The organism is Arthrobacter sp. D1-29 (genome assembly GCF_054130585.1).
The window spans coordinates 1392696-1413415 of record NZ_CP096383.1 but is presented as its reverse complement, the minus strand read 5'-3'; the positions used below and the strand labels follow the sequence as shown (position 1 = coordinate 1413415).

At 62.9% G+C, this 20720-nt stretch carries 19 protein-coding genes and 1 tRNA gene; 4 read left to right on the top strand and 16 right to left on the bottom strand.

Features of this window, described 5'->3' with window-relative positions:
• Positions 1-29: 29 nt before the first annotated feature.
• Positions 30-974 (bottom strand): Bax inhibitor-1/YccA family protein, encoded by a 945-nt coding sequence (locus M1E17_RS06635; protein WP_457966294.1) that lies wholly within the window; start codon positions 972-974, stop codon positions 30-32.
• Between the two features lie 504 nt (positions 975-1478).
• Between M1E17_RS06635 and M1E17_RS06630 the strand changes: the two genes are divergently transcribed.
• Genes M1E17_RS06630 through M1E17_RS06615 form a run of 4 tightly spaced genes read left to right on the top strand, consistent with a single transcriptional unit; the run spans position 1479 to position 5652 of the window.
• Complete coding sequence (locus M1E17_RS06630) at positions 1479-2774, top strand: branched-chain amino acid ABC transporter permease (RefSeq protein ID WP_457967606.1); 1296 nt, start codon at positions 1479-1481, stop codon at positions 2772-2774.
• 9 nt (positions 2775-2783) lie between these two features.
• Positions 2784-3752 carry a branched-chain amino acid ABC transporter permease gene (locus M1E17_RS06625; protein WP_457966292.1) on the top strand — a complete coding sequence of 323 codons (969 nt, stop codon included), beginning with the start codon at positions 2784-2786 and terminating at the stop codon, positions 3750-3752.
• The gene (locus tag M1E17_RS06620; RefSeq protein ID WP_457966290.1) at positions 3749-4870 is read left to right on the top strand and encodes an ABC transporter ATP-binding protein; all 1122 of its coding nucleotides are present in this window, start codon (positions 3749-3751) and stop codon (positions 4868-4870) included. The genes M1E17_RS06625 and M1E17_RS06620 overlap by 4 nt, the downstream gene beginning before the upstream one ends.
• Positions 4867-5652, top strand: coding sequence for an ABC transporter ATP-binding protein (locus tag M1E17_RS06615; RefSeq protein ID WP_457966288.1), 786 nt, complete (start codon positions 4867-4869; stop codon positions 5650-5652). Before M1E17_RS06620 ends, M1E17_RS06615 begins: the two co-directional genes overlap by 4 nt.
• Before the next feature lie 214 nt (positions 5653-5866).
• On the opposite strand, the gene M1E17_RS06610 is transcribed toward M1E17_RS06615, so the two are convergent.
• The 15 genes from M1E17_RS06610 to M1E17_RS06540 form a co-directional block, all read right to left on the bottom strand.
• Positions 5867-7219 carry an ABC transporter substrate-binding protein gene (locus M1E17_RS06610; RefSeq protein WP_457966286.1) on the bottom strand — a complete coding sequence of 451 codons (1353 nt, stop codon included), beginning with the start codon at positions 7217-7219 and terminating at the stop codon, positions 5867-5869.
• Between the two features lie 222 nt (positions 7220-7441).
• A tRNA-Leu gene (locus M1E17_RS06605) sits at positions 7442-7515 on the bottom strand.
• A gap of 20 nt (positions 7516-7535) precedes the next feature.
• Complete coding sequence (locus M1E17_RS06600; RefSeq protein WP_457966284.1) at positions 7536-8480, bottom strand: N-acetyltransferase; 945 nt, start codon at positions 8478-8480, stop codon at positions 7536-7538.
• Between the two features lie 178 nt (positions 8481-8658).
• Positions 8659-10149: an NAD(P)/FAD-dependent oxidoreductase gene (locus M1E17_RS06595; protein ID WP_457966282.1), complete on the bottom strand. Its 1491-nt coding sequence runs from the start codon at positions 10147-10149 to the stop codon at positions 8659-8661.
• A gap of 34 nt (positions 10150-10183) precedes the next feature.
• Positions 10184-11563 (bottom strand): S8 family serine peptidase, encoded by a 1380-nt coding sequence (locus M1E17_RS06590; protein WP_457966281.1) that lies wholly within the window; start codon positions 11561-11563, stop codon positions 10184-10186.
• Between the two features lie 18 nt (positions 11564-11581).
• Positions 11582-12529, bottom strand: a complete 948-nt coding sequence (locus M1E17_RS06585; RefSeq protein WP_457966279.1) for a Ppx/GppA phosphatase family protein — start codon at positions 12527-12529, stop codon at positions 11582-11584.
• Entirely contained in the window at positions 12526-13218 is a 693-nt protein-coding gene (locus M1E17_RS06580; RefSeq protein WP_457966277.1) for a DUF501 domain-containing protein, read from the bottom strand. Before M1E17_RS06580 ends, M1E17_RS06585 begins: the two co-directional genes overlap by 4 nt.
• Before the next feature lie 28 nt (positions 13219-13246).
• Positions 13247-13981 (bottom strand): FtsB family cell division protein, encoded by a 735-nt coding sequence (locus M1E17_RS06575; protein WP_457966275.1) that lies wholly within the window; start codon positions 13979-13981, stop codon positions 13247-13249.
• A 128-nt stretch (positions 13982-14109) separates the two neighbouring features.
• On the bottom strand, positions 14110-15390 hold the full coding sequence (eno, locus tag M1E17_RS06570) for a phosphopyruvate hydratase (RefSeq protein ID WP_457966273.1): 1281 nt from the start codon (positions 15388-15390) through the stop codon (positions 14110-14112).
• Positions 15391-15567: 177 nt separating this feature from the next.
• Positions 15568-16149 (bottom strand): MazG nucleotide pyrophosphohydrolase domain-containing protein, encoded by a 582-nt coding sequence (locus M1E17_RS06565; RefSeq protein WP_457967604.1) that lies wholly within the window; start codon positions 16147-16149, stop codon positions 15568-15570.
• An 82-nt stretch (positions 16150-16231) separates the two neighbouring features.
• On the bottom strand, positions 16232-17386 hold the full coding sequence (locus M1E17_RS06560) for an adenosine deaminase (protein WP_457966271.1): 1155 nt from the start codon (positions 17384-17386) through the stop codon (positions 16232-16234).
• A gap of 39 nt (positions 17387-17425) precedes the next feature.
• The gene (locus tag M1E17_RS06555) at positions 17426-18130 is read right to left on the bottom strand and encodes a DedA family protein (RefSeq protein WP_457967602.1); all 705 of its coding nucleotides are present in this window, start codon (positions 18128-18130) and stop codon (positions 17426-17428) included.
• Positions 18131-18361: 231 nt separating this feature from the next.
• The gene (locus tag M1E17_RS06550) at positions 18362-18991 is read right to left on the bottom strand and encodes a DedA family protein (RefSeq protein WP_267278218.1); all 630 of its coding nucleotides are present in this window, start codon (positions 18989-18991) and stop codon (positions 18362-18364) included.
• Between the two features lie 5 nt (positions 18992-18996).
• Positions 18997-20319: a thymidine phosphorylase gene (locus M1E17_RS06545; protein WP_457966269.1), complete on the bottom strand. Its 1323-nt coding sequence runs from the start codon at positions 20317-20319 to the stop codon at positions 18997-18999.
• Positions 20316-20666: a cytidine deaminase gene (locus tag M1E17_RS06540; RefSeq protein ID WP_457967600.1), complete on the bottom strand. Its 351-nt coding sequence runs from the start codon at positions 20664-20666 to the stop codon at positions 20316-20318. Before M1E17_RS06540 ends, M1E17_RS06545 begins: the two co-directional genes overlap by 4 nt.
• Positions 20667-20720: the final 54 nt, after the last annotated feature.

Sequence of the window (20720 nt, the reverse complement as noted above, 5' to 3'; positions counted from 1 at the left end):
GAACTACAGCAGCAGTGTGTCCGCCTGGTTTATTCGTCGCCGCGCAGGATGGCCAGCAGGCGGATGATCTCTACGTAGAGCCAGACCAGGGTTACCGTCAGGCCAAATGCCGCAGTCCACGAGAAGCGCTGCGGGGCGCCGCTGCGTACTCCGGCCTCAATGCTGGTGAAGTCCATGATGAGGGCGAAAGCGGCCAGGCCGATCGCCAGCACACCAATGAAGACTCCCAGCGGGATGCCAAAGATTTCGAAGCTGGTCCGCAGGCCGAATGGCTCCTGAACTGTGCCCGTCCACACCAGCGCCATATTGATCAGCGCGAACACGGCGTAGCCGATGAGCGCGATCATGAAGAAGCGCATGGCCTTGGGTGTTGCCCGGACCTTGCCGCTCTTGAACAGCACCAGGGTGACGGCAAAGACGGACAGCGTGCCAATGACGGCCTGCAGGCCGACGCCCGGGAACATGCCGTCCAGGATGCGGGTCAGGCCACCAAGGAACAGACCCTCCAGGCCTGCGTACGCCAGGATCAGCGCGGGAGACGGCTGCTTTTTGAAGGTGTTGACCAGGGCAAGTACAAAGCCGCCCAGGGCGCCAACAATCATCAGCATGTAGGCCAGGCTCAAGCCAACGAAAAGCGTGACGGCGGCACCGGCCACCACAACGGCCAGGCACGCTGCCGTCTTGACGATGACGTCGTCATAGGTCATCCGGCCGATGTCAGCCGGACCGGCGGCCGGCTGGTTGTACATCTGCTGCAGCTGCTCATTGGTCATGTTCTGTGGCTGGGACCCCCAGCCACCCTGCGGACCGGCGGTCATGCCGGGAGCCTGCTGGCCGTACTGGCCATAGGGCTGCTGGCCATAAGGGTGCTGGCCGTAAGGAGCCTGGCCGAAAGGCGCCTGCGGGACAGGCGGTGCCTGGGTGGCTCCACGGAAATTCTTTCCGTTGAAGATCGGGTTTCCGCCAAGTGCCATTGCGGGTGTCCTCCAAATAAGTGATGGGTAGTGAACTTAAGGTTCACGTTACCAATTTCCACGTGCTTACGCCTCTGATAGTTCCGCGTGGCCAAGTGCCGCAACATAACTGTGACGTGCAGGGCTCTTCGCTTTCTCATGCACATCGCCGCGATCGTTAAGAAATACCGTGGATCAACAAATGTTTCTTTAGCAGGTCTAACTTTTGCCTTCGCTATCGCTACACAGTTGTTACCCGATCGCGACCAGAAGGCGCGTCCCGGCGGCAAATAATGGCATTGACGCGCTGTAACATAGGCCACACACGGTGACCAACCTCACAGAAACTACTGCTTTTCTGTCAAGTCAAACGTTTGCAGGGAACAGTTTTTCGAGATGCAGTACGGCGGTCAGTCCCGTGCCGTTCGCAGCGGTTGCAAAGGCGCAGCTAGCCCACCCCCCAAGTGGAGGTTTTTCAATTTGAGAAGTACATCCAAAGGCCGGCCGCCGAAGCGGCGCGGCGGAATGCTGAAGATGCTGGGGGCTGTCTCAGCCTCAGTGTTGGCAATCCTGCTCGTCGTTGCTCCGGCATCGCTGGCCACTTCCCCGTCACCGACACCATCCCCGTCACCTACGGTGTTCCAAAACAGCATCAGCGGCTTCCTCCGGGATGACGAGCGCAAACCCATCGCAGATGTCACGATTACCGCCAAAAGCGGCGATTTCACTGGAACAGCAAAGTCCGCCGCCAACGGCGCCTGGACTATTGGCGTACCTACTCAGGGAACCTACGAAGTGGAGCTGGACGAGTCCACGCTTCCGGAGGGCATCAAGCTGGCTGAAGGCCAGGAAAATCCCCGCAACGTAACGTTCAGCCAGACCTCCAATCTTTCGGTCATCTTCGCCTTTGGTGAAGGAATCGTGGTCCAGGAGCAAAACTTCGCCCAGAACCTGCTCAACCGTTTGGTTGCCGGCCTGAGCTTCGGGCTCCTGTTGGCCCTGGCCTCGGTAGGACTCTCACTGATTTTTGGCACTACTGGCCTCACTAACTTTGCCCACGGTGAAATGGTGACCCTGGGCGCCGTCGTGATGTTTGGCCTCAGCGCCATGAACCTGCCCTTCTGGCTCGCGGGAATCCTGGCACTGCTGCTCGGCGGGCTGTTCGGCTACGTTCAGGACGCCGGCCTCTGGAGGCCGCTCCGCAGCCGCGGAACAGGCCTTGTCCCCATGATGATCGTGAGCATCGGCCTTGCCTTGGCCGTCCGTTATGTCATCCAGTTCAACTTTGGCGGCGCCACCCAACAGCTGCCCTTTGCCCAGTCCCCCGAGATCCAGCTGGGCGCGGTGTCCATCTCGCCCAATAACCTGTGGTCCCTCATCATCAGCGCCGTTGTCATAATCCTGATAGGCATCGTCCTGCTCAAAACGCGTTTGGGAAAGGCCACCCGTGCGGTGGCGGACAACCCGGCATTGGCGGCCGCTTCAGGCATTGACGTCGATTCCGTCATCCGCATCGTCTGGGTCGCCGGTGGAATGCTGGCTGCGCTGGGCGGTATCCTCTGGGCCTACTACCGTCCCGGCGTCACTTTCGACATGGGCTCGCAGATCCTGCTTCTCATTTTCGCCGGAGTCACCCTGGGCGGTCTGGGAACCGTCTTCGGTGCCTTGGTGGGATCCATCATCGTCGGAATCTTCGTCGAACTAACCACGGTCTTCGGACTGGCTGCCGACCTGAAATACGTGGGCGCCCTCTTCATCATGATCATCGTCCTCTTGTTCCGTCCGCAGGGTATCCTCGGCCGGCGCGAGCGTGTGGGTTAGGAGACAGCCTTGGACTTCGGATTCATTCTTTCCAGCGCCCTCAGTGAGCTTTTCACTCCGACGACGGCGGCATACGCTTTGGCCGCTTTGGGTCTCGCCGTTCACTTCGGCTACTCCGGCCTGCTGAACTTCGGTCAGGCCGGGTTCATGGCAGTGGGTGCGTATGGCTTTGCCATCTCCACGCTGACCTTCGGCGTGCCGTTCTTTGTGGGACTGCTAATTGCCGTGCTCTGTTCCTGCCTGTTTGCCCTGCTGCTGGGTATCCCCACCCTTCGCCTCAGGGCCGACTACCTGGCCATCGTCACCATCGCCGCCGCCGAAATTGTGCGGTACGTCGTCACCACCAACCAGCTGGATGCAGTCACGGGGTCAGCGGATGGCCTGGGCGCCTTCGAAGGCGGATTCTATGACATGAACCCTTTCCCTGAGGGCTCATATCTGGGCATGAATAACCGGGACTTCTTCATTCGGATCGTGGCATGGGCCTTGGTGATCCTTTGTTGCGTTGTCATCTGGCTGCTGATGCGCAGCCCCTGGGGGCGGGTGCTTAAGGGCATCCGTGAAGACGAGAATGCTGTCCGCGCCCTGGGGAAGAACGTCTACGCCTACAAAATGCAGGCACTGGTGATCGGCGGTGTGCTCGGTGCCCTGGCCGGCATGGTGTTCACACTTCCCCGCGGCGCCGTGCAGCCGGCCAACTATGGCACCGAACTGACCTTTTTCCTCTGGACGTGCCTCCTCCTCGGTGGCATGGCCACTGTGCTGGGACCCGTAGCCGGTGCGATGATTTTCTGGGTGGTGCTTTCGCTTACGCAGGGCATCCTCTACGGCCTGATCGAGTCCGGCGCAGTGACCTGGCTGACGACAGTCCAGGCAGGCCAGCTGCGCTACATACTGGTAGGGGTGGCGCTGATGCTGCTGATGATCTTCAGGCCGCAAGGCGTCTTCGGCAATAAGAAGGAGCTGGCGTTCGCATGAACCAAAGCGCGCATTCAATAGACAACACAGGCAAACAAAGCAGCGTCGACTACATGACGGACACCAGTCCGATAGCCGTTGGCGAGGCCGCTCCCGGATGCCAGAAGACGGACCCCATCGTGGTGGCCGAAAACATCACCCGGAGCTTCGGTGGCATCAACGCGGTTGACGTCGAATACCTCGAAATCCCGCGCCATAAGATCACCGCCCTCATCGGCCCGAATGGAGCCGGAAAGACCACACTCTTCAACCTCCTGACCGGCTTCGATACGCCCAACTCGGGAAAATGGAAATTTGAGGGAAATAACATCCAGGGTGTGCCCTCGTACAAGCTTGCCCGGATGGGAATGGTGCGCACTTTCCAACTCACCAAGGTCATGGGCAAGCTCACCGTTATGGAGAATATGCGCCTTGGCGGCTCCGACCAGCCCGGTGAACGCCTCTCCAAGGCCCTTTTCAAAGGGATGTGGGGCAGCCGCGAGAAGGACATCACGGCCCAGGCCGAGGTCCTGCTGGAGAAATTCAAGCTCGACGCCAAAAGGGACGATTACGCGGCTTCCCTGTCTGGCGGCCAGCGCAAGCTCCTGGAAATGGCACGGGCCCTGATGGTCCGGCCGAAGCTCGTGATGCTGGATGAGCCAATGGCCGGTGTCAACCCGGCCCTGACCCAGTCCCTGCTGGACCACATTAAGAACCTCAAGGCAGAAGGCATGACCGTCCTGTTCGTGGAGCACGACATGAACATGGTCAGGCATATTGCCGACTGGGTTGTTGTGATGGCCGAAGGAAAAATCGTGGCAGAGGGTCCCCCGGGTGAGGTGATGAAGAACCCCGCCGTCATTGACGCCTACCTGGGCGCTCACCACGATGTCGACCTTGGCGACACCGAAGGGATCAAGGAACTGGAAGCAGTCCTGGAAGCGGACGAGGAATCGATCGTGGGTACGGAGAACGCGGGCATCATTGCTGTTGACGCAGTGGCGCCGAGCCTCCGGGGCGCGGACTTGGAGCAGCCCGACCTCAGCCCGGAAACCCTCCAGGTGCCGGATGCCGATGAACCCAACTCCCCTGAGTCCGGTTTGGCGGAGCCTGGCTACAAAGACAAGGACAAAGAATGAGTGCCACCAGCGCAGCCCCCGTAGCCCAGCAAGGATCAGAGGATGGCGTTGTCGTCAAGGTCACCGATCTGGTGGCGGGCTACCTGCCGGGTGTGAATATCCTCAATGGCTGCAGCATCGAAGCCAGGAAAGGCGAGCTGATCGGTATCATCGGCCCCAACGGCGCCGGTAAGTCCACCTTGCTGAAAGCCATGTTCGGCCTGGTAAAAGTACATTCCGGCTCAGTTGTTGTGCGCGGAAAGGACATCACCGGGCTCAAAGCCAACAAGCTGGTGACCCAGGGTGTTGGCTTTGTGCCCCAAAACAACAACGTGTTTGCCACCCTCACCATCGAAGAAAACATGCAGATGGGGATGTTCCAGCGGCCCAAGGACTTTGCCGAGAGGTTTGACTTTGTCACCAGCTTGTTCCCGGAGCTTGGGAAGCGGCGGGCCCAGCGTGCGGGCTCACTGTCCGGCGGTGAACGCCAGATGGTGGCCATGGGGCGGGCTCTGATGATGGAGCCTGCTGTCCTGTTGCTCGATGAGCCATCCGCAGGCCTGTCACCCGTCAAACAGGACGAAACCTTCCTGCGCGTGCATGAGATCAACCGGGCCGGCGTCTCGGTCATCATGGTGGAACAGAACGCGCGCCGCTGCCTTCAGATCTGTGACCGTGGCTACGTCCTGGACCAAGGCAAGGATGCGTACACCGGCACCGGTCGGGAACTCATGAAGGATCCTAAGGTCATCCAACTCTACCTCGGGACTTTGGCCGACACTGTGGAGGAGGGCCCGGGATAGGGCTCAGGTAGGAAGTCGTTGAAGGGCCGTCACCTGCCGGTGGCGGCCTTTTAGCGTCCTCCTTTCCCCATCGGACGCCCCCACGGGCAACTAATGCAGGGCGGTCTTATGCAGCGCAGGCTAACGCGGCTCAGGCGCCTCGTCTGTCATCTGGTTTAGGTCCTGACACAACAAAGGCTCCCGTCCATGGACGGGAGCCTTTGCTGGTTATGCCTTACAGCTTGCCGAATTCTTCCTTGACAGGCTGCGGCTTGTTCGAATCGTCGTATTCGTAGATACCGATATACGCTTCCGTGGGGTCACCGGCATCCGAGAAGGTGATCGGACCCGACTGACCGTCGTAGTCGATATCCTTGCCGTCCCGGAGCAACGTCACGCACGAAGCGAAGTTGTTGCATTTCTCGCCACCCTCTGAAACTTCCTTCAGCTTGGCCGCGATGTCCGTTCCCTTGGTGCTCTTTGCTGCTTCCGAGGCGAGTGCAATCAGGTTCACGGCGTCGTAGGACTCACCCGCGTAGTTATAGGTCACCAATGCGGGATCCAGCGCCAGGAGCTTTTGCTTGAAGTCTTCCTTGGCGAACGTTCCTGGGTTCGTGCCCTGCGCTCCCTTCAGTGTTCCCGGCGAAAGATCCTTGCTGTAGTCAAAGAGGTTGCCGTCAACCATGAACATCTGGGTGGGCTTGATGCCCTTGCCGGTGAAGAGCGGAATGATGCTCTTTGCCTCGTCAAAGGTAATCAGGGCGATGGCATCAGGCTTGGCAGCTACGATCGCGTCAACCTGGCTGCTGAACTGTGAGTCACCGGTGTTGTAGAGCTGCTCGGCAACGACCTTCCCGCCGGCAGCTTCGAAAGCTTCCTTGACGTTCTTCTGCAGGCCTGTTCCGTAAGCGTCATTCAGGACCATCATGCCGAGTGTCTGGGCGCCACAGGCAACGATGTAGTTGCCCAAGACCTTGCCCTGAAGCACGTCGGAGGGGGCAGTACGCCAGTAGAGGCCCTTGTCATCCCAAGTGGTGAAGTCCGGCGACGTGTTGGCCGGGGAGAAGTGGAGGACGCCTGCACCGGTAATCTGGTTGATCACGGTCTTGGAAACGGAAGAGGAAGCTGCGCCAATAACCGCGCTGACTCCCTGGCCCAGCAGGGCGCTGGTGGACTGCGTGGCGATGTCGGTCTTCGTGTCGCCCGAGTCGCGGTGGGTGACTTCCACCGGCTTGCCCAGAACACCGCCAGCATCGTTGACCTCTTTGACGCCAAGGTTAACGCCAGCAATTTCGGGTGGGCCCAGGTACGCCAGGTTGCCAGTTGTGGGCAGCAGCGATCCGAGCTTCAACGGCGTGTCCGTGGTGGTGCTGGACGGCGGAACGGCTCCTGTGGGAGCTGCCGCAGCTGAGGTGCTGGCACCGGCGCCGGCACCTGCCGGGCAGGAGATTTCTCCTGAAGGCGCGGTAGTAGTCTCCGTCGCGCTTGGGGTGGTGGTGCCACCACAAGCGGTAGCCAGAAAAGCGACGCCGACGCTAAGCGCTGTGAGCTTGGCGATACGGGACGACGCAGGGGGGAGTGAAATCATTGACAAACTCCTGGATCGAAAGGTGCGAACGGCCTTTGATGCGGATGGTCAGGTGTTCCTGACTTAACTTCAAGCTAATCCATATCCGGCGGGAACATAAGTGACTGAGGTCACATCCTTATAACAGTCGTTGCATATGCGAAATTAAGTGACAAGATGCCCTTCACGCACCGGCGGTGGCTGCCAAAGCCGGCGTACTCCGGCGGGAAAAAGGAAACGTTGTGCCCCAGGCGAGACTCGAACTCGCAACACGCGGATTTTAAGTCCGCTGCCTCTGCCAATTGGGCTACTGGGGCGCCCGGTCAATGATATCCCGTCACAACCCCGCAAAAGGGGCGGCATACCGGAAGGTGCCGTGAACTCCTCCAGGCCACAACGCCAGCGGCAGGAGCTGGAAGCTGTCGGCCCAAACCTCTTCGGGAGGCAGCACGCCAAGGGACGTGGCAGGCACAAAGCCGAAGCGGGGGTAGTACTCGGTACTCCCCAGCAGTGCGATGCCGCTCTCCCCCGCGGCGTTGGCGCGCGCAATGGTTTCATTCATCAGCGCGCTTCCGACGCCGTGGCGTTGGAGCCTCGGCGTCACGCCGATCGGCCCAAGTCCCAGCAATTCATGCTCGCCCACCCAGCCGCGGGTACTGATAACGTGGCCCACCACCTCGCCGTCAAGGAGAGCCACAATGCTGAACTCCGGCAGGTACTCCTCGCACACGAACAGCTGGCGGAGCACCTCCACTTCAACCGGCTCTCCCTTGGCCGGCAGGCCTGTTGCCGGTGATATGGCAAAAGCCTCCGCCGTCAGGGCCAGGATCTTTTCCCGGTCGTCGGCCGTTTCATTGCGCAGCACCAGTTCGGGTCTGGGCTGGTGGCTGTTTTCCGCCGACAGCTCAGCCAAGACCTCCAGTGCACGGGCAGCCTCCCCGGCAGGCACCAGCAGATGGTCATGGTGGAACCCCGCCAGCACATTGCAGTTGATCTTGGCATCCGTCAGGGCCCTGCTCACCGCCGCCGTCAGGCCCACGGCCTCCAGCTCAGCGTGGATCTGCAACGTGATCCAGGCGGCCACGAAGTCGTAAGGCAGGCCCAAGCCATCCGCTTCCGAACGGGGAAGAACCACAGTCAGGCCCTCAGCCTCACGAACTGCCGCCTGGATACCCGCCGCCAGCGGCCTCCCATGGGGCCAGAGGACGTAGACATACTCACCTTCGCGCAGTACGGGGTGGATCGCTGCCAGCAGGGCCTGGAGGTTCTTTTCGCCAGTCATGGTGCCAGTCTAGAAGGAGTGGGCTTCCACAAGGCGGGCGGCGCTCCCGCGCTCAAGCAACGACGGTGCTTAAACAACGACGGTGCTTAAACACCAACGGCGGCGGTCCCCCTGAAAGGGACGGCCGCCGTCGGGCGTTGCTGCATCTGTCTCCCAGGACGTGATCCAGGGAAGCAGGCTACTTGGCGTTCGCGCTTACTGACTGTTTGGGATCAAAGCTCGCCGCGGCCGTTGATCCGGGCTTGCCGGCCTCGGGAGCGGCACCCGGGCTTCCGGCCGGCGGTGCCGCCGCCGGCTTGGGAGCCGGGGTGGCCGCTGCAATGAAGGCCCCGCGGGGGTTGTCCAGATCCATGAGCGGGGTGGTGTCGCGACCTGCGAAGAAGCTGATGATCCAGTTAAAGATCACGCGGAACTTGCGCTCGAACGTGGGCATCGCCATGCCGTGGTAGCCGCGGTGTGCCAGCCAGGCCAGCGGGCCCTTGAGGCCGATGCTGCCGACGAGGTTGATATTCGCGACACCCTTCCACTCGCCGAAGCCGGCCACGGCACCCAGGTTCTTGTGCTTGTAGTCCTTCAGCGGCTTGTCCCAGCGGGAAGCCCACAGATTCTTCGCGAGGCGCTTGGCCTGCCGAAGGGCGTGCTGGGCGTTCGGAACGCAGGTACCGTCCGGCAGGCCACTGCCCGTGAGGTCCGGCACGGCAGCGATATCGCCTGCAGCCCAGGCGTTGTCGACGATTCCTTCGTCCCCTCCAATGCGCATGTCAGGAAGGGTGCGGACGCGGCCGCGCGGCTCGACCGGGAAGTCGGTGGAGCGGACCATGGGGTTGGCCTGCACGCCGGCAGTCCACACCAGGGTATCCGCTTCAAAGTCCTGCGCCGGCGTCTTGTCCGGGAGGTTGATGAGCTTGATGGAGCCTTCGGCGTTGTCCAGGGAGGTGTTCAGCAGGACCTCGATGCCACGGCTGCGGAGGTGCTCCACCACCCATTCGGCCTGCTTGGCCGTAACCTCGGGCATGATCCGCCCCATTGCCTCAACCAGGACGAAGCGGACTTCCTCCTGCTTGATCCGCGGGTTGTTGCGGACCGCGGCGCGGGCCAGGTCCTCCATCTCGGTGATGCATTCAATGCCGGCGAAGCCGCCGCCGACTACCACGAAGGTGAGTGCCTTGGCGCGGGCCGCGGGATCGGTCATGGTGGAGGCAACCTCAATGCGCTCCAGGACCTTGTTGCGCAGCGCAACGGCTTCCTCGATGGTCTTCAGGCCGATGCCCTTGTCCGCGAGGCCCTTGATGGGGAACGTGCGGGTGATGGCGCCTGCGGCCAGGACGACGTCGAAGTAGGGAACCTCGAAATTGTCTCCGCCGTCCGCGGGAGCCACAACGGCGGTGCGGTTGGCGTGGTCGATCGACGTCACGCGGCCCTGGATCAGTTCGGTCTGCTTGAGGTGCTGGCGGTGGGAGACCACTGCATGGCGGGCCTCGATGTTGCCACCGGCAACCTCGGGCAGGAACGGCTGGTAAGTCATGTAGGGCAGTGGATCCACGAGGGTGACGATGCCACCGGCATTCGCGATCTTCTTCTGCAGTTTGAGTGCTACGTACAGGCCGACGTATCCGCCGCCGACGACGAGTACCCGGGGACGGTCCTGGAGCTCTGGGGTGGTTGCCATGATTTAAGAGTACAGCACTTTGTGAAAATCTTCACTAACTAGCTTTTCCGCCGGAATCCACGGAATCCAGGACCCCTGTATCCGGTTCTTCCCGGGCCAGGCGAGGGTTTCGGGCAGCGCGGCGCAGCTGGAACACTGCCGCCGCGATGATCGCTATGAAGAGGATGGCAAAGCCGATGACGACGGCGGCGCCAAGGGCGGAATCACGCTGGGATGGAGCCTCCACCGCGGGCACAGTCGGTTCGGGAAGGGTGGGGACAGCGCTGGCAACACCGGAGGTGGGTGCCGGCGCGGGCGAGGCAAGGTTTCCACCCCGGCGGTGCACACGGATCCAGTCCGAGATGGAGCCCAGCGGATTGGCCGCAGCCTCGGGCACCGCGTCCTTCAAGGCCGCTTCGGCATTCAGCACACCAAAGCCGTAGAGCGGATCCTTTCCCGGCGCACCGGCGTCCTTCGCGGTACTGACGATCCTGTTGATGACCTGCCGGGCGCTCATCTCGGGCCATTTGGAGCGGATGAGGGCCGCAACGCCGGCAACGATGGGAGCGGCTCCGGACGTTCCGGCCCACTCGGCGTACCCGCCGCCCGGCAGCCCTCCGAGCAGGTTTTCCGCCGGAGCGGCCACTCCGATACTGATCCCCTGGGACGACGAGTCAATGCTCGCCACTCCCTTCCGGTCCAGTCCCGCCACCGTGAGCACACCAGGGATGGTGGCGGGCGCGCCCACCTGGACGTTGCCGCCCACCCGGTTTCCGGCGGCGGCAACGATCACCACGTCCTTCTGCTCGGCGTACAGGAAGGCTGCATCCCAGCTTTGCGGCCACTGGGGCGTGGTGCTGCCCAGTGAGATATTGATGACTTTGGCGCCGTTGTCCACTGCCCAGCGGACAGCCTCAGGAATCTGGTCCTGGTCGCTTTTTCCTGCCGGGTTGGGCGAACCCAGCCAGGTGGAGACAGACAGGATCTGCGCCTCCGGTGCCACGCCCACGATCCCATCCGGGCCCGTACTGGAAGTGCCCGGGCTGGGTGAGGCTGTGGACGCTGCCGGCTGGTGTCCGCGGCCGGCCAGCATGGTGGCCACGAGGGTGCCGTGTTCGGGCTTGCCGCCGATGCTCTTCTGTCCGTCCGGGCTTCCGGCACCTGAAACGTCGCGGCCGCCCGTCACAGCGCCCTTGAGGTCCGGATGCTGGGCGTCCACCCCGCTGTCGATAACAGCGACCTTGACGCCGGCGCCTTTGGAGACCTCCCAGGCCTTCGTGATCCCGGACTCGGCCAGCCAGTACTGTTTATCGCGCCATGAGTCGGCGTGCGCTGCGGGCGCTCCGGCAAGACCGGCAGCCACGCTGCCGCCGGCCAGCATCATTGCGAGAAGAGCGGTGGCGGTCCGGCGGAGCCGGGCTGTTGCTCTGGTCATGTCGGGTCCCATGGTCGGTTAGCTGATGCTCAGGGCAATGCCGTCGAGAATGTCGTGTTCGCTGGCGGTGGCCGTGACGATCCGGCCTGCAGTGAGCTCGTTAAGGCGTTCCAGGATACGCGCCCACACCAGCCCGCCGGCCCCAATCACATCCACCCTGCCGGGATGCATGTACGGCAGCTGGGCGCGTTCGGTCCTGGACATTTCCAGCAGGTCTTTTGCTGCGCCCCGGATCATTTGCAGGGGCAGTTCAGTGCCGTGGATCGCTTCAGGGGAATACTCCGGAAGCCGCAGCGCGTGGGCTGTGATGGTGGTGATCGATCCGGCCACCCCCACGACGGCGGTGGCGCGTTCGAGGGGAACGTCCAGTCCCGCCAATGAAATGGCAGCGTCCACATCAGCCTCGGCAGCGGCAATCTGTTCCGGCGTCGGCGGGTCATCGCGGAGGTGCCGCTCAGTCAAACGCACGCAGCCGATATCCACGGACTTGGCTGCCGTGACTCCGTCCGCCGTTCCGAGGACAAATTCCGTGCTCCCGCCGCCAAGGTCAACCACCAGCACGTGCTGGCCGTCAAGGACCGGCAGGACGCTGGCTGCCCCGGCGAAGGACAGCGCCGCTTCCTCCCCACCGGAGATCACTTCGGGCTCAACCCCAATCAGGCCGCGGATCCCGTCCACAAAGACCTGGCGGTTCCGTGCGTCCCTGCTGGCCGACGTCGCCACAAAGCGCACCTTTCCGGCACCGTGTTCATGGATCATCTTGGCGTAGTCGGCCGTGGCTGCGAAGGTACGCTCCAGCGCCTCCGGCGCGAGCTCGCCGGTGGCATCCACGCCCTGGCCGAGCCGCACAACCCGCATTTCACGGACCACGTCGGTGAGTTTGGCCGTCCCATTGCTGCGGTCAATGTCCGCAATCAGCAGACGGATGGAATTGGTACCGCAGTCAATGGCGGCGACGCGGCTCATTCGCCGGCCCCGGCGTGCCCCTGGCCGTCCACGTCGCCCCCGGCGGCGGTCCTGCGGAGGGGAGCCGGCCGGCCAACTATCTCCGGCAGGCCCTGGGGCCCATGGCGGCTTAGGTCCCTCGAGGGTGCCTCCCCCGCTGTGTCCCAGGCGCCGTCGCAGTAGCAGCGGTCAGTCGTCCACCATTCGCTGATGCCTGCGATGGCTTCATCCCCCAAGGGATTGACTCCCGCTCCGGCGGCGAGGGAGTGCCCCACCAGGACGTGAAGGCACTTGACCCGGGTGGGCATGCCACCGGCGGAGATTCCGTCGATTTCGGGGACCGCGCCGATGCCCGAACGCTCGCCAATCGCCGCACGCGCGGCCAGGTAGGCGTCGTGCGCTGAGCGGTAGGCTGCGGCAAGGGGCTCGTCGGCAGCGAGGCGTTCATTCATGGTGTTCATGAGACCGGCGGCCTCGAGGCGCGAAACTGCCGACGTGATCACCGGATGCGTCAGGTAGAAGGTGGTGGGAAAAGGGGTGCCGTTGCTGAGGCGGGGCGCCGTGGCAGCCACCAGCGGGTTGCCGCAAACGCAGCGGGCCGGGATTTCCACCACATCGCGGACAGGCCGCCCCAGCTGCCGGCTCAGTACTTCAAGATCATGTGCCGATGGCTGACGTGAGTCCTCCGGCGCTGTTGTGTGTTCTCCCACTGGCGCGGGCCATCCTTCCTCTAGCTGTTCAGTCTGTGGCCGCACGCCTGATGGACTCCCACAGGGAATCCACCCACGGCAGATCGGCGGGGTCTTGTGCTGCTGCACCGGTCTGGCTGTTGCCTGGTCCGTCCGGCAGATCGCTGCCGAACACCCAGTAGCTCGTTTCACCCGGCATTACCATGTTAATGCGGTCGCGGGCCTGCTGTTTCACATAGTTGGGGTCCTGCCAGCGCGATACCTGCTGGCGCAGGCCTGCCTGTTCGGCCTGGCTTGCGGCGATATCGGCGTTGAGCGCAGCGATTTCAGCCCGCTTATCAAAGAAAATCTTCACGGTGGGGGCCAGCATGATGGTGATGGCGATCATGACCACGGCGAGTGCAAGCATGCGCCCCGAAAACGCCTTTGCAGGAACCGGCTGAGCCTCGTCCTCAGGCTGGTTGCCCTTGGCATGGCCGCCTGACGCGGATGCGCCGCCTGCACCGCGCCCTTTGCCCTGGTCCTTCGATTGGCTGCCTGGGGAGGAGTTGCCGGGCCGGCCGTGTGTGGCGCCCTTCAGCGAGGGTGCCCCCGGACCTGCCGCTCTCTCCTTTGCGGTCCTGTCCCTTGCAGCTCGGTCCTGTGCGGTTCTGTCCTGTGAGGCCCGGGCATTGCCGGCATTCTCCGTGGAACCGCCGAACTGGGCCCGGATGATGTCAGCGGTGTCGGCTGTTTCCTTCGCTGGCCCGGAGGCCTTGGGAACTTTTGGACGGCGCGTAGCCATGACACTCCTGAAACGTGCGGCCTGCCTGTGGCTGCAACTGTCTGGGCTGAAACAAAAACCAGGCTGAAACAAAAACCGGTGGCTATGGTCTTTCAACCATAACCACCGGTCAGAGGATATTGCGGCTACTAGCCCTTGAAACGCGGGAAGGCGCTGCGTCCGGCGTAGCGTGCGGCGTCGTCGAGTTCCTCTTCGATGCGAAGCAGCTGGTTGTACTTGGCTACACGCTCGGAGCGGGCCGGGGCACCTGTCTTGATCTGCCCCGCGTTGGTTGCCACGGAGATGTCGGCGATGGTGGTGTCTTCGGTTTCACCTGAACGGTGCGAGGTGATGGTGGTGTAACCGGAGCGCTGGGCCAGGCTCACGGCGTCCAGCGTTTCGGTCAGGGAACCGATCTGGTTGACCTTCACCAGCAGCGAGTTGGCGGTCTTGGTCTCGATGCCGCGCTGAAGGATGGAGGGGTTGGTGACGAACAGGTCATCGCCCACCAGCTGGACCTTGTCGCCGATGCTGTCGGTGAGGGTCTTCCAGCCGTCCCAGTCGTTCTCGTCCAGCGGGTCCTCGATGGATACCAGCGGGTAGTCGGCAACGAGTTCGGCGTAGTAGGCGCTCATCTCGGTGGAGCTGAGGGCCTTGCCTTCGAACTGGTAGGCGCCGTCCGTGAAGAACTCCGAGGAGGCAACGTCCAGTGCCAGGGCAATGTCCTGGCCCGGGGTGTAGCCTGCGTTCTTGATGGCTTCCTGGATCAGGTCCAGGGCTGCACGGTTGGACGGCAGGTTCGGCGCGAAGCCGCCTTCGTCGCCGAGGCCGGTGGAGAGGCCCTTTTCCTGCAGCACGGCCTTGAGTGCGTGGTAAACCTCAACGCCCCAGCGAAGTCCCTCGGAGAAGGTTTCTGCGCCGAGCGGAACAACCATGAATTCCTGGATGTCGACGTCGGAATCGGCGTGCGAGCCGCCGTTGAGGATGTTCATCAGCGGTACGGGCAGCACGTGGGCGTTCGGGCCGCCCAGGTACTTGTACAGCGGCAGGTCAGCGGAAGCGGCGGCTGCGTTGGCTACGGCGAGGGAAACACCCAGGATGGCGTTGGCTCCGAGCTTGCTCTTGTTGGCCGTTCCGTCCAGGTCGATCATTGCCTGGTCGATGCTGCGCTGGTCTGTGGCGTCGAAACCTGTCAGGGCCGGAGCGATCTGGTCGATGACCGCGTCAACGGCCTTCTGGACACCCTTGCCGAGGTAGCGGCCCTTGTCTCCGTCGCGGAGCTCAACGGCCTCGTGCTCACCGGTGGAGGCGCCCGAGGGGACTGCCGCGCGGCCGATCTGGCCATCGGACAGCAGGACTTCAACTTCTACGGTCGGGTTGCCACGGGAATCGAGGATCTCGCGGGCGTGGATGGCATCGATAAGCGCCATGAATATGCTCCTTATGGGCGTTAACTGGGAGTCTGATAGCGGGAAAACTAGCGGAAAACTCGACGTCCTCGTCAGGACTAGCGTAGTCGAGAGTGGTGCGGGTTACGGAAACCTATCCATCACCCGGACGTCATCATGGTGCCGGACCAAAGGGCATGCTGCACATTTGCTGCCCTTTTACTGCTCACGGAAACCCTCCTGATAACGGCGGAGGGCACCGCGCAGGGCGCGCTCGGCATCAAATCCCTGGGCGCGGGCGGAGCGGACGATCGCAAACAGCAGGTCGCCCAGTTCCTCTTCAGTGCCGGGGTCCGGCGCGGCAGCCTGGGGAAGATGGAGGCCGAATCCGGCACGTTCGGCCCGGTCCATGGACTTTTGCGCCCGGGCCAGCGCGGGCAGCGCCTGCGGGATGCCTTCAAAAGGATGCTTTCGTTCCGGGCGCTCTGATATCTTGACCGCATCCCATTTCTGAACGATCTCCTCCACCGTGGCGGGGAAGCTGTCCTGCAGTGACCCGTCCGGACGGAACACGTGGGGATTTCGCCTGACCATCTTGGCGCTCAGACCGCGGGCGACGTCGTCGAAAGTGAAGGTTCCTCGTTCCTCGGCGAGCCGGGAGTGCAACACCACCTGGAGGAGTACATCCCCCAGCTCGCCCTGGAGTTCCGCTTCATCCGCTCCGGTCTCGATGGTTTCCGCTACCTCGTAGGCCTCCTCAAGGAGGTATTCCACCAATGAGGCGTGGGTAAGCGCTCCCATCCACGGGCAGTGCTCGCGGAGCGCAGCGATGATAGCGATGAGTTCCGCCGTTGGTGAATGCCCGGCGGGGGTGGTGGATCCGCTAGCCAAGGTTGGCGTAGGCGTCGTTAATGTACTCCACCAGGGCTTCCTTCTCTTCAAGGGGCAGGAAGGATGCTTCAGCGGCATTGAGCGTCAGCTCGAGCAGGTCATCGAGATCGTAGTCGAAGGTCTCCACGAGCAGTTCAAACTCATCGGTCAGGGTCACGCCGCTCATCAGCCGGTTGTCCGTGTTGATGGTGACGTTAAAGCCCAGCTGGTAGAGCATGTCCAGCGGGTGGCTTTCGATGCCTTCACCGAAGCCGGCGATGGCACCGGTCTGAAGGTTTGAGGAGGGGCAGATCTCCAGGGCGATCCCGCGGTCCCGGATCCAGCTTGAGAGGTCGCCCAGGGTGACCAGACCGATGCTGTCCTCCGCATCCTCGGTACCGGACGCGTCATCGTCATGCTCGAATTCCACCATGATGTCTTCGGCGATTCGGACGCCGTGGCCAAGGCGGAGGGCTCGTCCGTCCACCAGGGCGGACTGGATGCTCTCCAGGCCCGCGGCCTCGCCTGCATGGACGGTGGCTGGGAAGTTGTTCTGTGCCAGGAAGGTGAACGCATCCTTGAAACGGGCCGGCAGGAAGCCGTCCTCCGCGCCGGCAATGTCGAAGCCGACAGCACCCCTGTTGCGGTGCCGGACGGCAAGTTCAGCGATCTCCTGCCCGCGGTCCGCGTGCCGCATGGCCGTGATCAGCTGGCCAACCTGAATCTCCCGTCCACTTTCGGCCACGGCATCCACGCCGGCTTCCAGGCCTTCCTGGACGGCCTCCACCGCTTCATCCAACGAGAGGCCGTTCTGAAGGTGCTGCTCGGGTGCCCAGCGCACTTCCCCGTAGACCACGCCGTCATCAGCGAGGTCCTCCACAAATTCCTTCGCTACCCGGAACAGGCCTTCCTTCGTCTGCATCACGGCGACGGTGTGGTCAAATGTTTCCAGGTAGCGGACCAGTGAACCGGAGTCGGCGGACTCACGGAACCACTCCCCCAGGGCCACGGGATCGGTGGAGGGAAGGGTGTGGCCAACGGACTCAGCCAGCTCAATGATGGTGGCCGGACGGAGTCCCCCGTCCAGGTGGTCATGGAGGGAAACCTTCGGGAGGCTCTTCAGGTCGAAATCAAGGGCAGGGGCAGTGTCAACAATAGGCTCAGTCACGTTCCAACCTTAGGGTCGGCAGGCGCCTAAAGCCAGCCGCTACTTCCCCCCGGGTTCGGCGTCCAGAGCGCTGGCCGCGAGCATTGGGGAGGCTCCGGTCACGCCGGCGGAGGCACCTGCCGGGCCGCCATCCAGCCACTCGTCCACTACCTTGGCATCGTTGCGGGCGAGGTGCTTGTGCCACCAGCGCAGGAGGTGGTCGATAAGGATGCCCAGGAGGACCGCGAACGCCACGGCAATCCCCACGCCAAGGAGGGGGTTGTGGTGGACCCATTGACCAGCAAGCAGGCCTATGCCAATGGAATAACCCACCCAGGTGAGGCAGGCGAAGGCATCCAGCCAGAAGAACGTGCGATGGCGGAACCCGGTCTGCCCTGCAACATAGTTCACGGCAACCCGGCCCCAGGGAATGTATCGCGCGGTAAAAATGAGCACAGCGCCGCGCTTGTCGAGCTCGTACTGGGCCCAGGCGAACATCTTCTGAACCTTGGGGCGACGCATCCATTTCCAGCGCGTCAACCCGATCTTGCGGCCCAGCATATACGCCATGTTGTCGCCCGCCATGGCGCCAACGAGGGCGGTGGTACCCAGGATCCATAGGTTAGGTTGCCCGCTATGAAGGAACAGCGCCGACAAGCCAACAATGGCCGTTTCGCTGGGCAATATGGTGGCAAACCCGTCAACGAAGAAGAAGACCAGGAGCAGAGGATATATCCAGGGCTGCCCGGCCGCATGCTCGAGCATTTGATTCAAAAACTCCACGCGGGTCTTGCTCCTAGAGGAAAATGACGCTGCCAAAAAAATGACGCTGCCAAAAGTGACGTAAATCGCTATTCAGTGTCCCACGGCCAGGGCGTCGTTCGCTACGCCCCGGCCGGTGGAACACTGAGTCAACGCTATCCCGGCGGAATGGTGCGGGTCGTCGTCCTGGGGGCTGATTTCCCCCGCCCACCGGGATCCACCCACGGGTGGATTCTAGGGCTCCGGTTCTTTCATGCGCTCCACTACGGGGACCTTCCCGCGCAGCCGGTTGATGACCAGGTCCACTACGATTCCGAGCCCTACTGCACAAATGATGGCGATGACCGCCCCAAGCAGATGGTTGTCCTCGAACCACTGTCCAAAGAACAGGCCTATCCCGACTGAGTACGCGGCCCACAACGTGGCGGAGAGGACCGTCAGCCCGATAAAGCGCGGCCGCGGGTAGTGGGTTACTCCGGCGGTGAGATTGACGGCAACCCTGCCGATGGGGATGAACCGGGCCACCAGGATGAGCGACGCCGGCCGCTTCCGCAGTTCCACGCCCGCCCACCGGAAGGCACTCTGCATCCGCGGACCGCGCATCCAGCGCCAGCGGCGCGTTCCCACCGTGCGCCCAATCAGGTACGCAATGTTGTCTCCGGAGAAGGCACCCACTGCAGCCACAAGCATCAGCATCCAGGGGTTGGGAACGTCAGCTGTCGCGGCCACAGCGGCAAGCCCCACCACCACCGACTCGCTGGGGATGGGAGGGAAGAAGCCGTCAATCAGGCAACAGGCGAGGACAAGGAAGAGCACCCAGGGCTGCCCGGCCGCAGCGAGGATGAATTCATTGATGGCCTGCATTGTCGCTATGCTATTCGATCGATGATGAGCTGCTGGGCCGGCCGGGACCCGGGAGGCGCGATCACCACAGCATGCTCCAGCGATTCCTTGGCTCGTGCAAACTTCTCCGGGGTGTCCGTAAGCAGCGTCATCAGCGGTTCACCCGCGCGGACCACCGCCCCTGGCTTTGCATGCATCCGGACACCGGCACCCGCCTGGACGGCGTCTTCCTTGCGGGCACGGCCGGCACCGAGGCGCCAGGCCGCGACGCCTACCGCCAGCGCGTCCAGTTCCACCAGCACGCCGTCAGCGGGCGCATAAATGACTTCTGATTCCCTGGCCACCGGCAGCTTGGCCCGTGGGTCACCGCCCTGTGCCCCGATCATCCGGTTCCACACATCCATGGCCCGGCCGTCCTTCAGGGCCGCCCGTGCGTCAGCATCATGGACACCGGCGCACGCCAGCATCTCCTCGGCCAGCCGCACCGTCAGCTCCACCACGTCTTCAGGGCCCCCGCCGGCCAGGACTTCCACGGATTCCTCGACTTCAATGGCGTTGCCTGCAGTGAGCCCCAAGGGCGTATTCATATTGGTCAGCAGGGCTACCGTGTTGACACCGGCGTCCTGGCCCAGGGCAACCATGGTCTCAGCCAGTTCCCGGGCCTGGGCTTCATCCTTCATGAACGCGCCGCTGCCCACCTTGACATCAAGGACCAGCGAACCGGTGCCTTCAGCGATTTTCTTACTCATGATCGACGAGGCGATGAGAGGGATGGCTTCCACGGTGCCGGTGACATCGCGGAGTGCGTAGAGCTTTTTGTCTGCGGGCGCCAGCCCGGCGCCGGCAGCACAGATGACAGCTCCAACATCCTGGAGCTGCGCCAGTATTTCATCGTTGCTAAGATCGGCGCGCCAGCCGGGAATGGATTCCAGCTTGTCCAGGGTGCCGCCGGTGTGGCCCAGCCCGCGTCCGGAAAGCTGCGGAACAGCGACGCCGAAGACGGCCACGAGCGGAGCGAGTGGAAGTGTGATCTTGTCCCCCACTCCCCCGGTGGAGTGCTTGTCGCTGGTTGCCTTGATGCCGCCGTCGGGCTTTCGGAGGCTTGAGAAGTCCATCCGCTCCCCCGAGGCGATCATGGCGGCGGTCCAGCGCGATATCTCGCTCCGGTCCATGCCGTTGAGCAGGATGGCCATGTTCAACGCAGCCATTTGCTCGTCCGCGATAACACCGCGGGTGTAGGCGTCGATGGTCCAGTCGATCTGTTCAGGACTGAGAACGCCCTTGTCCCGTTTGGTGCGGATGATGTCGACGGCGTCGAAAACTTCAGTCTGTCTCGGGGCGGCTTTCACCGGGTCTCCTCCAGGTGTTGGGGGCCAAATGCATCGGGCAGCACCTGGTCCATGGTCTTGATGCCGGCTGTGGTCATGAGCTCCATATCAGGCGCCCGGAACTCATAGAGGAGCTGGCGGCACCTGCCGCACGGCATCAGCACATTGCCGCCCGCGTCGACGCAGTAGAACGCCCGCAGCGTACCGCCGCCGGTCATATGAAGATTGCCCACCAGTGCACATTCAGCGCACAGGCCCAGGCCATAGCTGGCGTTCTCCACGTTGCAGCCGCTGACGATCCGCCCGTCCGCGGTGAGGGCTGCCGCCCCCACCGAAAACCTTGAATACGGCGCGTAGGCGTTCTGCATGGCGGCGACGGCGGCTGCCTTCAGCGCCTGCCAGTCTTCGGCGCTTAGTTTTTC

Excerpts from the sequence above, each read along its gene's own strand:
- M1E17_RS06635 (WP_457966294.1), bottom strand. The coding sequence starts at position 974 with ATGGCACTTGGCGGAAACCCGATCTTCAACGGAAAGAATTTCCGTGGA.
- M1E17_RS06630 (WP_457967606.1), top strand. The coding sequence starts at position 1,479 with ATGCTGAAGATGCTGGGGGCTGTCTCAGCCTCAGTGTTGGCAATCCTG.
- M1E17_RS06620 (WP_457966290.1), top strand. The coding sequence starts at position 3,749 with ATGAACCAAAGCGCGCATTCAATAGACAACACAGGCAAACAAAGCAGC.
- M1E17_RS06615 (WP_457966288.1), top strand. The coding sequence starts at position 4,867 with ATGAGTGCCACCAGCGCAGCCCCCGTAGCCCAGCAAGGATCAGAGGAT.
- M1E17_RS06610 (WP_457966286.1), bottom strand. The coding sequence starts at position 7,219 with ATGATTTCACTCCCCCCTGCGTCGTCCCGTATCGCCAAGCTCACAGCG.
- M1E17_RS06600 (WP_457966284.1), bottom strand. The coding sequence starts at position 8,480 with ATGACTGGCGAAAAGAACCTCCAGGCCCTGCTGGCAGCGATCCACCCC.
- M1E17_RS06595 (WP_457966282.1), bottom strand. The coding sequence starts at position 10,149 with ATGGCAACCACCCCAGAGCTCCAGGACCGTCCCCGGGTACTCGTCGTC.
- M1E17_RS06590 (WP_457966281.1), bottom strand. The coding sequence starts at position 11,563 with ATGACCAGAGCAACAGCCCGGCTCCGCCGGACCGCCACCGCTCTTCTC.
- M1E17_RS06585 (WP_457966279.1), bottom strand. The coding sequence starts at position 12,529 with ATGAGCCGCGTCGCCGCCATTGACTGCGGTACCAATTCCATCCGTCTG.
- M1E17_RS06575 (WP_457966275.1), bottom strand. The coding sequence starts at position 13,981 with ATGGCTACGCGCCGTCCAAAAGTTCCCAAGGCCTCCGGGCCAGCGAAG.
- eno (WP_457966273.1), bottom strand. The coding sequence starts at position 15,390 with ATGGCGCTTATCGATGCCATCCACGCCCGCGAGATCCTCGATTCCCGT.
- M1E17_RS06565 (WP_457967604.1), bottom strand. The coding sequence starts at position 16,149 with ATGGGAGCGCTTACCCACGCCTCATTGGTGGAATACCTCCTTGAGGAG.
- M1E17_RS06555 (WP_457967602.1), bottom strand. The coding sequence starts at position 18,130 with ATGCTCGAGCATGCGGCCGGGCAGCCCTGGATATATCCTCTGCTCCTG.
- M1E17_RS06550 (WP_267278218.1), bottom strand. The coding sequence starts at position 18,991 with ATGCAGGCCATCAATGAATTCATCCTCGCTGCGGCCGGGCAGCCCTGG.
- M1E17_RS06540 (WP_457967600.1), bottom strand. The coding sequence starts at position 20,666 with ATGCAGAACGCCTACGCGCCGTATTCAAGGTTTTCGGTGGGGGCGGCA.